Raw genomic sequence first — 12,277 nt, forward strand, 5'->3', positions numbered from 1 at the left:
CGACCTCCCGGACGCAAAAAAGGCCTGGCGATAGCGCCAAGCCTTTTTTCGGAGGTGTTTTGGTGGGCGGTGGAGGTTTCGAACCTCCGACCCCAGCAGTGTGAATGCTGTGCTCTACCCCTGAGCTAACCGCCCTTGCAGCACTTTCGTGCCACTCAGTGTTTCGCGTCCTGCGAAGCCTCTGATTATGCCACAGAGTTTTGCAGCGACACGTCGACTTGACGAAAAATCGTTTTCCCCTTGCTCGATTTGTCGAGCTGCGCGAGCAGGTCTTCGTGGGCCGTCAGTTCGTGATCCGTGGCCATCAGCACCGGCAGCACGAAACTGCGCAGGTCCACGGCCACGACGGCGCCCGCGGTCGGTTCGTTCGATGCCTCGTCGATCAGCAGCGCGTCCTGGCCGCGCGTGAGGTTGATGTAGACGTCGGCCAGCAGCTGCGCATCGAGCTTGGCGCCGTGGAAGGTCCGGTTCGAGCGGTCGACACCGAAGCGGTCGCACAGGGCGTCGAGCGAGTTGCGCTTGCCGGGATAGACCAGCTTGGCCATGGCCAGCGTGTCGGTCACCTCGTCGACGAAGGTGCGCAGCGGCGGCAGGCCGACGCGCTCGAATTCCTTGTTGAGGAAGCCCACGTCGAAGGCCGCGTTGTGGATGATCAGCTCGGCACCGCGCAGGTACTCGATCACGTCGTTGGCGAGCGTCGCGAACTTGGGCTTGTCGCGCAGGAAGTCGGTCGTGAGCCCGTGCACCTTCAACGCTTCCTCGTGGCTCTCGCGCTCGGGGTTGAAGTAGATGTGCAGGTCGTTGCCGGTGAGCTTGCGGTTGAGCAGCTCGACGCAGCCGAGTTCGATGACGCGGTCGCCGTTCTCGGCGGACAGGCCAGTGGTTTCGGTGTCGAGGACGATCTGACGTGACATGCGGCGGGCTCTTTCTCAGTGGTTCTCTTTGGCGTGATTGATCGAGTACTTGGGAATCTCGATCGTCACGTCCTCCTGCGCCAGGATGGCCTGGCAGCTCAGCCGCGACTGCGGCTCCAGGCCCCAGGCGCGGTCGAGCAGATCGTCTTCGGTCTCGTCGGACGCATTGAGCGAGTTGAAGCCCTGGCGCACCACCACGTGGCAGGTGGTGCAGGCCGCGCTCATCTCGCAGGCATGCTCGATGTTGATGTGATGGTCCAGCAGCGCCTCGCAGATCGAGGTGCCGGCAGGCGCACTCAGTTCGGCGCCGTTCGGGCAGTACTCGGGGTGGGGAAAGATCTTGATCGTGGGCATGGTTTTTTAAAGAGATTCGACCTTGCGCCCGGACAGCGCGCGCGCGATGCCCCGGTTCATGCGCTCCGCCGCGAAAGCCTCGGTGCCATCGGCCAGCGCCTTGGTGGCGGCTTCGACGGCGGCCGCTTCCGTGGCGGTGGCGAGCGTGTCGCGCAATCCGCTCATCAGCGTGTCGATGGCTGCGCGCTCGGCCTCGGTCAGCAGGTCGCCGTCGGCATCGAGCGCGCTCTGCGTCGCGAGCAGCATGCGGTCGGCATCGACCCGCGCCTCGACCAGCGCGCGTGCCTGCATGTCCTGCTGCGCGGTCGAGAAGCTCTCGCGCAGCATGGTGGCGACCTGGTCGTCCGACAGGCCATACGAGGGCTTGACGGCCACGCTGGCCTCGACGCCGCTGCCCTGCTCCTTGGCGCTCACGCTCAGCAGGCCGTCGGCATCGACGGTGAAGGTGACGCGGATGCGCGCCGCGCCCGCGGCCATCGGCGGGATGCCGCGCAACGTGAAGCGCGCCAGGCTGCGGCAGTCGGCGACCAGATCGCGCTCGCCCTGGACCACATGCAGCGCCAGCGCGGTCTGGCCGTCCTGGTAGGTGGTGAAGTCCTGCGCCATCGCCGTCGGGATGGTCTGGTTGCGCGGCACGATGCGCTCGACCAGCCCGCCCATGGTCTCGATGCCCAGCGACAGCGGGATCACGTCGAGCAGCAGCAGGTCGTCGGCACCGCTGTTGCCGGCCAACTGGTTGGCCTGGATCGCGGCACCCAGCGCCACGACCTCGTCGGGGTTCAGGTTGATCAGCGGCTCGCGGCCGAAGAAATCGGCCACGGCGCTGCGCACCTGCGGCATGCGCGTGGAACCGCCGACCAGCACGATCCCTTGCAGTGCGTCGGGCTTGAGCTTGGCATCGCGCAATGCCTTGCGCACGGCTGCGATGGTGCGGTCGGTGAGCGGCTGCGTGGCGGCATCGAACTGCGCGCGGCTCAGGTCGAACGCCATCGGCGCGCCGGCCACGTTCGCGCTGAAGACGGTCGAAGTCGACGCGGTCAGCGCTTCCTTGGCGGCACGCGCGGCCACCAGCAGAGACGCCTTGTCGGCATCGCTGCCGACCTGAAGGCCGGTCTCGGCCCGCACGAAGTCGGCCAGTGCGTGGTCGTAGTCGTCGCCGCCCAACGCGGAGTCGCCGCCCGTGGAGATCACTTCGAACACGCCCTGCGTGAGCCGCAGGATCGAAATGTCGAAGGTGCCGCCGCCCAGGTCGTAGACCGCATAGACGCCTTCGCTGGCGTTGTCGAGGCCGTAGGCGATGGCCGCGGCCGTGGGTTCGCTGATCAGGCGCAGCACGTTGAGGCCGGCCAGCTGCGCGGCATCCTTGGTCGCCTGGCGCTGGCCCTCGTCGAAGTAGGCGGGCACGGTGATGACCGCGCCGTAGAGCTCGTCGTCGTCGAAGGTGTCCTGCGCGCGGTAGCGCAGCGTCGCCAGGATCTCGGCGCTGATCTCGACCGGCGACTTCTCGCCCGCCAGGGTCTGCACCGTCACCATGCCGGCGTCGCTGCCGCCGATGCGGTAGGACATGTCGTCACGGTTCGCGATGTCGGCCAGGCCGCGGCCCATGAGCCGCTTGACCGAGGTGATGGTGTTGGCCGGGTCCTGCGCGCGCGCGGCCAGGGCATCGAAGCCGATCTGGCGACGGTCGTTCTCGAGGTAGCGCACGGCCGACGGCAGCAGCACCCGGCCCTGGTCGTCGGGCAGGCACTCGGCCACGCCGTTGCGCACCGAAGCCACCAGCGAATGCGTGGTGCCCAGGTCGATGCCCACGGCGATGCGGCGCTGGTGCGGATCGGGCGCCTGGCCGGGTTCGGAAATTTGAAGTAGAGCCATAGAGGGCTATTGTCCCAACTGATCGAACTTGGCTTCGACGTCCTGCGCGAAGCGCTCAATGAACATGAGGGCTCTCACCTGCTGCGCGGCGGCCGGGTGGTCGCCCTTCTCATCGATCAACCAATCGAGCGAAGACAGCGCACGCGCGCGGCCCGCCTCGACCTCGGCCTGCAGCGTCTCCAGCGCGGCGACATCGCCGATCTCGTCGAGCGCCTCGCGCCATTCCATCTGCTGCATCAGGAAGGCCGCCGGCATGGCCGTGTTGTTCTCGGCGTTCAGCGGTGCGTCGTGCAGTTCGCAGATGTAGCTCGCGCGGCGGATCGGGTCCTTGAGCCGCTGGTAGGCCTCGTTGATGCGCACCGACCACTGCATGGCCACGCGCTGTGCCGCGGCGCCCTGCGCGGCGAAGCGGTCAGGATGCGCTTCGCGCTGCAGCTCTTTCCAACGGGCGTCGAGCGCCCCGCGGTCCTGGGCAAACGTCGCGGGAACGGCGAACAGTTCGAAATCGGTGTCGTTGAGGTTCATGGCAAAAAAATGCCGCCGTCATATGAGGCGGCGGCGTTGTTCATTCCAGAAACACCGCGGAACCGGCTTTGCCGGGCCGCTGGTGTTGCCCCCCTTGAGGGGGAGGCGGCTACACGAAGTGAGCCGCTTCGGGGGCGGACTAGATCCTGAAACTCTCTCCGCAACCGCAACGATCACGCTCGTTGGGGTTGTTGAACTTGAAGCCCTCGTTGAGGCCTTCGCGCACGAAGTCGAGCTGTGTGCCGTCGATGTAGGCCAGGCTCTTCGGATCGACCAGCACCTTCACGCCCTGGTCCTCGAAGACCACGTCTTCAGGCGTGAACTCGTCCACGTACTCGAGCTTGTAGGCCAGGCCCGAGCAGCCCGTGGTCTTGACGCCCAGCCGCACGCCCACGCCCTTGCCTCGTTTGCCGAGGTACCGGTTGACGTGGCGCGCGGCGGCTTCAGTGAGCGTCACGGCCATGTCAGTGAACCGCTTCGGCAGTGGCAGCAGCCGCAGCGCCGACGGCGTGCTTCTGCTTGTAGTCGTTGACCGCCGCCTTGATCGCGTCTTCGGCCAGGATCGAGCAATGGATCTTGACCGGCGGCAGCGCCAGTTCTTCGGCGATCTGCGCGTTCTTGAGGGCTGCCGCTTCGTCGAGCGTCTTGCCCTTGACCCATTCGGTCACGAGCGAGGACGAGGCGATGGCCGAGCCGCAGCCGTAGGTCTTGAAGCGCGCGTCTTCGATCACGCCGGTTTCGGGGTTGACCTTGATCTGCAGCTTCATCACGTCGCCGCAAGCCGGTGCGCCGACCATGCCGGTGCCTACGGAGTCGTCACCCTTTTCGAAGGAGCCGACGTTGCGGGGATTTTCATAGTGGTCGATGACCTTGGGAGAGTAAGCCATGGGGTACCTCTTTTCGGAATGTTGTGAACGTTCAGTGGGCCGACCACTGGATCGTGCTGATGTCGATGCCGTCCTTGAACATTTCCCACAGCGGGCTGAGTTCGCGGAGCTTGGCGACGTTGTGCTTGATCGTGGAGATCGCGTAGTCGATCTCTTCCTCGGTCGTGAAGCGGCCGATGGTCATGCGCAGGCTGCTGTGCGCCAGTTCGTCGCTGCGGCCCAGGGCGCGCAGCACGTAGCTGGGTTCGAGGCTGGCCGAGGTGCAGGCCGAGCCCGACGACACTGCCAGGCCCTTGATGCCCATGATCAGCGACTCGCCTTCGACGTAGTTGAAGCTGATGTTCAGGTTGTGCGGCACGCGGCGTTCGAGGTCGCCGTTGACGAAGACCTGCTCGACATCCTTGAGGCCGTCCAGCAGGCGCTTCTGCAGCGCGGCGGCCTTGGCGATGTCTTCCTTCATCTCGAGGCGGGCCAGGCGGAAGGCCTCGCCCATGCCGACGATCTGGTGCGTGGGCAAGGTGCCCGAACGCATGCCGCGCTCGTGGCCGCCGCCGTGCATCTGCGCTTCGAGCCGCACGCGCGGCTTGCGACGCACGTACAGGGCGCCGATGCCCTTGGGGCCGTAGGTCTTGTGCGAAGCCAGGCTCATCAGGTCGATCGGCAGCGTGGCCATGTCGATCTCGACCTTGCCCGTGGCCTGCGCCGCGTCGACGTGGAAGATCACGCCCTTTTCACGGCACAGATTGCCCAGCGCGACCATGTCCTGGACCACGCCGATCTCGTTGTTCACGAACATCACGCTGGCGAGGATGGTGTCGGGACGGATCGCGGCCTTGAAGACCTCGAAGTCCAGCAGCCCGTCTTCCTGCACGTCGAGATAGCTCACCTCGAAGCCCTGGCGTTCCAGCTCGCGCATGGTGTCCAGCACGGCCTTGTGCTCGGTCTTGACCGTGATCAGGTGCTTGCCCTTGCCCTTGTAGAAGTGCGCCGCGCCCTTGATGGCGAGGTTGTTCGACTCGGTGGCACCGGAAGTCCAGACGATTTCGCGTGGATCGGCACCGATCAGTTCGGCGACTTCGACACGGGCCTTCTCGACCGCCTCTTCGGCTTCCCAGCCCCACGCATGGCTGCGCGATGCGGGATTGCCGAAGTGCTCGCGCAGCCACGGGATCATGGCGTCGACGACGCGCGGGTCGACCGGCGTGGTCGCGCCGTAGTCAAGGTAGATGGGAAAATGCGGGGTGACGTCCATGGCTCACTCAGACTGCGTGGGGAATGTTGTTGATCTCAGGCGATGCAGGCACGCGGCACCCGGAGGTGCCGTCCGTCATCACGACTTGGCAAAGACGTTGCCCAGCGCGAACACCGAATTCGGCGCGTTCACGCGGATGGGCTTTACGACCGGCTGGCTCGAAATGGCGCGCTTGATGGCGGGCTTGTTCTCGATCTGGACGCCCTTGGCGATCTGGTCGTCGACCAGCTTCTGCAAGGTGACCGAATCGAGGAATTCGACCATGCGCTGGTTGAGCGATGCCCAGAGCTCGTGCGTCATGCAACGACCGGCCTCGCCCAGACAGTTTTCCTTGCCACCGCAATGCGTGGCATCGATCGGCTCGTCGACCGAGACGATGATGTCTGCGACGGTGATGTCGGCCGCCTTGCGACCGAGGCTATAACCGCCGCCGGGGCCGCGGGTGGACTCGACCAGTTCATGCCGGCGCAGCTTGCCGAACAGCTGTTCCAGGTAGGACAGCGAGATCTGCTGGCGCTGGCTGATGGCCGCCAGCGTGACCGGCCCTGTGTTCTGGCGCAGGGCCAGATCGATCATGGCGGTGACCGCAAAACGACCTTTGGTAGTGAGACGCATCGCAAGCTCCTTGTGTGCTCGTAACATAGACACCGAAGCCGAAGCCCGGTGGCGTGGTCTCCGCCCTTGCCGGCCCGTCACCGCGAGGTGCGAATCGGTCCTTCATCGCGAAGTTTTTCTTGTTGTTGACTGTTTCGCTCAAGTATAGCAGAAAGCCCTCTGTCGCGCTCGGGTAAACCCGCGCGGACTCAGACGGGTGGAATATGGTCCCCGCCCGAGGCGCCGAAGGCCTGTTCGCGCAGCACCGAAAGCTGGTCGCGCACCCGCGCCGCCTTCTCGAATTCCAGGTCGCGGGCGTGCTCGAGCATGAGCTTCTCGAGCCGCTTGATCTCGCGCGCCACGTCCTTCTCGCTCATGTCCTCGACCTTGGCGCGCTCCAGCTCCAGCTTGGCCATCTCCTTGCCGGTCTTCTCGCTGTAGACGCCGTCGATCAGATCGCGCACCTTCTTCACGATGCTGCGCGGCGTGATGCCGTTCGCCTCGTTGTGGGCGATCTGCTTGGTGCGCCGGCGCTCGGTCTCGCCGATCGCCTTCTTCATCGACTCCGTCATGCGGTCGGCGTAGAGGATCGCCTTGCCGTTCAGGTTCCGCGCCGCGCGGCCGATGGTCTGGATCAGCGAACGCTCGGCACGCAGGAAGCCTTCCTTGTCGGCGTCGAGGATCGCCACCAGCGACACCTCCGGAATGTCCAGCCCTTCGCGCAGCAGGTTGATGCCCACCAGCACATCGAAGGCGCCCAGCCGCAGGTCGCGCAGGATCTCGACCCGCTCGACGGTGTCGACGTCGCTGTGCAGGTAGCGCACCTTCACGCCGTTGTCGCCCAGGTAGTCGGTCAGCTGCTCGGCCATGCGCTTGGTCAGCGTGGTGATCAGCACCCGTTCGTTCTTCTCGACACGGATGCGGATCTCGCCCAGCACGTCGTCGACCTGGTGGGTGGCGGGGCGGACCTCGACGAGGGGATCGATCAGCCCGGTCGGGCGCACCAGCTGCTCCACGACATTGCCGGAATTGTCCTTCTCGTACTGTGCCGGCGTGGCCGAGACGAAGATGCACTGGCGCATCCGCTTCTCGAACTCCTCGAACTTGAGCGGCCGGTTGTCCATGGCCGAAGGCAGCCGGAAACCGTATTCGACCAGCGTGGTCTTGCGCGCCCGGTCGCCGTTGTACATGCCGCCGAGCTGGCCGATCATCTGATGGCTCTCGTCGAGGAACATCAGCGCGTCCTTGGGGAGGTAGTCGGTCAGCGTCGCAGGCGGGTCGCCCGGCGCCGCGCCCGACAGGTGCCGCGAGTAGTTCTCGATGCCCTTGCAGTGGCCGATCTCGGCCAGCATCTCGAGATCGAAGCGGGTGCGCTGCTCGAGCCGCTGCGCCTCGACCAGCTTGCCCTGGCCGACGAATTCCTTTACGCGGTCCACGAGTTCCAGCTTGATGGTCTCGACCGCGGTCATGACCTTGTCGCGCGGCGTCACGTAATGACTCGACGGGTAGACCGTGAAGCGCGGGATCTTCTGCCGGATGCGCCCGGTCAGCGGATCGAAGAGCTGCAGCGTCTCGATCTCGTCGTCGAACAGCTCGATGCGGATCGCCAGCTCGCTGTGCTCGGCCGGGAAGACGTCGATGGTGTCGCCGCGCACGCGGAAGGTGCCGCGCGAAAAGTCCTGCTCGTTGCGCGTGTACTGCATCCGGATCAGCCGGCCGATCACGTCGCGCTGGCCGATCTTGTCGCCGGTGCGCATGATGAAGCGCATCTGGGTGTAGTCCTCGGGCGTGCCGATGCCGTAGATCGCACTCACCGTGGCCACGATCACCGTGTCGCGCCGCTCGAGCACGCTCTTGGTGGCCGACAGCCGCATCTGCTCGATGTGCTCGTTGATCGAGCTGTCTTTCTCGATGAACAGGTCGCGCTGAGGCACGTAGGCCTCGGGCTGGTAGTAGTCGTAGTAGCTGACGAAGTACTCGACCGCGTTCTTCGGGAAGAACTCGCGGAACTCGCTGTAGAGCTGCGCGGCCAGCGTCTTGTTGGGCGCGAACACGATCGCCGGACGGCCCATGCGCGCGATCACGTTGGCCATGGTGAAGGTCTTGCCGGACCCGGTCACGCCCAGCAGCGTCTGGAACACCTCGCCGTTTTCGACCCCTTCGACCAGCTTCTCGATCGCCGCCGGCTGGTCGCCCGCCGGGGGATAGGGCTGGAACAGTTCGAAGGGCGAGCCCGGATAGGAGATGAAAGTCCCCTCCTTGGCAGGTCCCACGGGGTCGGCGTGGGGAGATTTGGAGGTGACTTCGGAAATTTCGGGCATGGCGTGTCCGTCCCAGGTGGCGTACGGTCGGTAAAATTCAAGGCAACCTGAAAGCCTAATACAGCTTCGGGCCCAGAGCCAGAGGCGGTTTGCTTCCCGAACCGCCGGCGAACCGATTCATCCTGAGGACTTCTTCATGTCTATGTTCACCGCCGTCGAGATGGCGCCGCGCGACCCGATCCTGGGTCTCAACGAGCAATATGCCGCCGACAGCAACCCCCACAAGGTCAATCTCGGCGTCGGCGTGTACTACGACGACAACGGCAAGCTGCCGCTCCTGGCCTGCGTGCAGGCGGTCGAGCAGGACATGATGAAGGCGCCCAGCGCGCGCGGCTACCTGCCGATCGACGGCATCGCCGCCTACGACAGCGCGGTCAAGGGCCTGGTCTTCGGTGCCGACAGCGAACCGGTGAAATCCGGCCGCGTGGCGACCATCCAGGCCATCGGCGGCACGGGCGGCCTCAAGGTCGGCGCCGACTTCCTCAAGAAGCTCAACCCCGACGCCAAGGTACTGATCAGCGACCCGAGCTGGGAAAACCACCGCGCGCTGTTCACCAACGCCGGCTTCGTGGTCGAAAGCTACCCCTACTACGACGCGGCCAAGCGCGGCGTGAATTTCGAAGGCATGCTGGCCGCGCTCAACGCCGCCCCGGCCGGCACGGTGGTCGTGCTGCACGCCTGCTGCCACAACCCCACCGGCTACGACATCACCGCGGCCCAGTGGGACCAGGTGATCGCGGCGGTCAAGTCGAAGGACCTCGTGGCCTTCCTCGACATGGCCTACCAGGGCTTCGGCAACGGCATCGAGGAAGACGGCGCCGTGATCGGCAAGTTCGTCGCCGCCGGCCTGAGCTTCTTCGTCTCGACCTCGTTCTCCAAGAGCTTCAGCCTCTACGGTGAACGCGTGGGCGCGCTGTCGGTGCTGTGCGAGGACAAGGACCAGGCCGCGCGCGTGCTGTCGCAGCTCAAGATCACGATCCGCACCAACTACAGCAACCCGCCGATCCACGGCGGCGCCGTGGTGGCGGCCGTGCTCAACGACCCGGCCCGCCGCGCGGTCTGGGAAAAGGAGCTGGCCGAGATGCGCACCCGCATCAAGGCGATGCGCCAGACGCTGGTCGACGGCCTCAAGGCCGCCGGCGTGCAGCAGGACATGAGCTTCATCACCACGCAGATCGGCATGTTCAGTTATTCGGGCCTGAGCAAGGACCAGATGGTCCGCCTGCGCAACGAATTCGGCGTGTACGGCACCGACACCGGCCGCATGTGCGTGGCCGCGCTCAACAGCAAGAACATCGACTACGTCTGCCAGAGCATCGCCAAGGTGATCTGACGGGGCTCGCTGGCGCCGGGGAAACGTGCGTGTAGGGGCAGGCCCCTACACGCACGTCGTCCCAAGTTGATATATTGCACTGCAGCAATCAACGACAGGGATCACGATGCTCTACCACCTCTATGAAGCCCAGCGGTCCCTGATGGAACCGCTGACCGACTTCGCCCAGGCCGCGGCCAAGCTCTACAGCAACGGCACGCCGCTGTCGCACACGCCGCTCGCGCAGCGCATGGCGGCCGGCTACGACCTGCTCTACCGGCTGGGCAAGGACTACGAGAAGCCGGAATTCGGCATCACCTCGGTCAAGGTCGATGGCATCGACGTGGTGATCCAGGAAGCGATCGAACTCGACAAGCCTTTCTGCCAGCTGCGGCGCTTCAAGCGCTTCACCGACAAGCCCGAGACCCTGCAGAAGCTCAAGAAGCAGCCGGTGGTGCTGATCGTGGCGCCGCTGTCCGGCCACTACGCCACCCTGCTGCGCGACACCGTGCGCACCATGCTGCAGGACCACAAGGTCTACATCACCGACTGGAAGAACGCCCGCACGGTGCCCATCGCCGACGGCGAATTCCACCTCGACGACTACATCCACTACGTCGAGGAATTTATCCACCACCTGCAGACCGAGTACGGCAACTGCCATGTGATCAGCGTGTGCCAGCCCACCGTGCCGGTGCTCGCGGCGATCTCGCTCATGGCCAGCCGCGGCGAGCAGACGCCGCTGTCGATGACCATGATGGGCGGCCCGATCGATGCGCGCAAGTCGCCGACCTCGGTCAACAACCTGGCGACGAACAAGAGCTTCGAGTGGTTCGAGAACAACGTGATCTATCGCGTGCCCGAGAACTTCCCCGGCGCCGGCCGCCGCGTCTACCCCGGCTTCCTGCAGCACACCGGCTTCGTCGCGATGAACCCGGACCGGCACGCGACCAGCCACTACGATTACTTCAAGGACCTGATCAAGGGTGACGACACCAGCGTCGAAGCCCACCGCAAGTTCTACGACGAGTACAACGCCGTGCTCGACATGGACGCCGACTACTACCTCGAGACCATCCGCACGGTGTTCCAGGACTTCCTGCTGGTCGAAGGCACCTGGGACGTGAAGGCGGCCGACGGTTCGGTCGAGCGCGTCAAGCCGCAGGACATCCGCGGCACCGCCATGCTCACGGTCGAAGGCGAACTCGACGACATCTCGGGCTCGGGCCAGACCGAAGCCGCGCACGAGCTGTGCACCGGCATAGACGACGACAAGCGCGAGCACTACGAGGTCAAGGGTGCCGGCCACTACGGCATCTTCAGCGGCCGCCGCTGGCGCGAGCTGGTGTACCCGAAGGTGCAGAAATTCATCGCCGCCAACGACGAGCCGCAGAGCCGTGCGGGCGACGCCCTGCCGGCCGACGAGACACTGCTCGCGGCCGAAGACGTGGCGAAGCCGGTGGCCCGGGCCGGAGCCCCTGCCGCGGCGAAGAAGGTGGCGACCCAGAAGGTCGTGGCCAGGAAAGCCGTGACCGAGGCGGCCGTGGCGGCGCCCGTCGCTGCGGCCAAAAAGAAGCCCGCGGCGCGCAAGAAGTCCGGCGCCAGCGCCGCGCGCTGAGCCGCGCATTTCCCCAGTGAACGGACTCGCCGCACGCATCCACGACGCACTGCCCCAGACGCAGTGCACGCGGTGCGGCTATCCGGATTGCGCGGGCTACGCGCAGGCCGTGGCCGAGGGGACGGCCGCCATCAACCAATGCCCGCCGGGCGGTGCCGAAGGCATCGAGCGGCTGGCACAACGCACCGGGCGGCCGCTGCTGCCGCTCGATGCCCAGTTCGGCGCCGAAGGCCCGCGCGCCATGGCCGTGATCGACGAGGCCTGGTGCATCGGCTGCACGCTGTGCCTCGATGCCTGCCCGACCGACGCCATCGTCGGCATGAACAAGCGCATGCACACCGTGATCGAGGCTCATTGCACGGGTTGCGAGCTGTGCATTCCGGTCTGCCCGGTCGACTGCATCGCGCTCGAGGATGCGACGCCCGGCCGCACGGGCTGGGCCGCGTGGTCGAAGACGCAGGCCGATGCGGCCCTGGCCCGCTATGTCCTCCACCAGCGACGTGTCAGCAGCCCCAAGGTCGAGGCCGCGCCGCCACAGGACGTCGAAGCACCCGCCGACCGCAAACGCAGCATCGTCGAAGCCGCGCTGGCCCGCGCCCGTGCGGCCAAGGCCGCCCGCACGCCCTGA

At 65.8% G+C, this 12,277-nt stretch carries 12 protein-coding genes and 1 tRNA gene; 3 read left to right on the forward strand and 10 right to left on the reverse strand.

Annotated elements, in window-relative coordinates; all coding sequences use genetic code 11:
- Positions 1-60: 60 nt before the first annotated feature.
- From ACSFBC_RS03020 to uvrB, 10 genes are all read right to left on the reverse strand, one after another.
- Positions 61-135, reverse strand: a tRNA-Val gene (locus ACSFBC_RS03020).
- Positions 136-185: 50 nt separating this feature from the next.
- Entirely contained in the window at positions 186-914 is a 729-nt protein-coding gene (gene dnaQ / locus ACSFBC_RS03025) for a DNA polymerase III subunit epsilon (RefSeq protein WP_435508820.1), read from the reverse strand.
- Positions 915-929: 15 nt separating this feature from the next.
- Positions 930-1,268: an ISC system 2Fe-2S type ferredoxin gene (fdx, locus tag ACSFBC_RS03030; RefSeq protein ID WP_435508821.1), complete on the reverse strand. Its 339-nt coding sequence runs from the start codon at positions 1,266-1,268 to the stop codon at positions 930-932.
- A gap of 6 nt (positions 1,269-1,274) precedes the next feature.
- Complete coding sequence (gene hscA / locus ACSFBC_RS03035) at positions 1,275-3,140, reverse strand: Fe-S protein assembly chaperone HscA (RefSeq protein WP_435508822.1); 1,866 nt, start codon at positions 3,138-3,140, stop codon at positions 1,275-1,277.
- A gap of 6 nt (positions 3,141-3,146) precedes the next feature.
- Positions 3,147-3,665, reverse strand: a complete 519-nt coding sequence (hscB, locus tag ACSFBC_RS03040; protein WP_435508823.1) for a Fe-S protein assembly co-chaperone HscB — start codon at positions 3,663-3,665, stop codon at positions 3,147-3,149.
- 139 nt (positions 3,666-3,804) lie between these two features.
- Positions 3,805-4,128 (reverse strand): iron-sulfur cluster assembly protein IscA, encoded by a 324-nt coding sequence (gene iscA, locus ACSFBC_RS03045; protein ID WP_183027613.1) that lies wholly within the window; start codon positions 4,126-4,128, stop codon positions 3,805-3,807.
- Between the two features lies 1 nt (position 4,129).
- Positions 4,130-4,552 (reverse strand): Fe-S cluster assembly scaffold IscU, encoded by a 423-nt coding sequence (gene iscU / locus ACSFBC_RS03050; RefSeq protein WP_435508824.1) that lies wholly within the window; start codon positions 4,550-4,552, stop codon positions 4,130-4,132.
- A 31-nt stretch (positions 4,553-4,583) separates the two neighbouring features.
- Entirely contained in the window at positions 4,584-5,804 is a 1,221-nt protein-coding gene (locus ACSFBC_RS03055; RefSeq protein WP_435508825.1) for an IscS subfamily cysteine desulfurase, read from the reverse strand.
- A gap of 78 nt (positions 5,805-5,882) precedes the next feature.
- On the reverse strand, positions 5,883-6,419 hold the full coding sequence (iscR, locus tag ACSFBC_RS03060) for a Fe-S cluster assembly transcriptional regulator IscR (RefSeq protein ID WP_140842281.1): 537 nt from the start codon (positions 6,417-6,419) through the stop codon (positions 5,883-5,885).
- A gap of 188 nt (positions 6,420-6,607) precedes the next feature.
- Positions 6,608-8,719 (reverse strand): excinuclease ABC subunit UvrB, encoded by a 2,112-nt coding sequence (gene uvrB / locus ACSFBC_RS03065; protein WP_435508826.1) that lies wholly within the window; start codon positions 8,717-8,719, stop codon positions 6,608-6,610.
- Between the two features lie 136 nt (positions 8,720-8,855).
- Between uvrB and ACSFBC_RS03070 the strand changes: the two genes are divergently transcribed.
- From ACSFBC_RS03070 to ACSFBC_RS03080, 3 genes are all read left to right on the forward strand, one after another.
- On the forward strand, positions 8,856-10,052 hold the full coding sequence (locus ACSFBC_RS03070) for an amino acid aminotransferase (RefSeq protein WP_435508827.1): 1,197 nt from the start codon (positions 8,856-8,858) through the stop codon (positions 10,050-10,052).
- Positions 10,053-10,158: 106 nt separating this feature from the next.
- Complete coding sequence (locus tag ACSFBC_RS03075; RefSeq protein WP_435508828.1) at positions 10,159-11,649, forward strand: polyhydroxyalkanoate depolymerase; 1,491 nt, start codon at positions 10,159-10,161, stop codon at positions 11,647-11,649.
- A gap of 16 nt (positions 11,650-11,665) precedes the next feature.
- On the forward strand, positions 11,666-12,277 hold the full coding sequence (locus ACSFBC_RS03080; RefSeq protein ID WP_435508829.1) for an RnfABCDGE type electron transport complex subunit B: 612 nt from the start codon (positions 11,666-11,668) through the stop codon (positions 12,275-12,277).

It is taken from the genome of Variovorax frigidus (genome assembly GCF_051216515.1).
In the GTDB taxonomy this organism is placed as follows: domain Bacteria; phylum Pseudomonadota; class Gammaproteobacteria; order Burkholderiales; family Burkholderiaceae_C; genus Variovorax.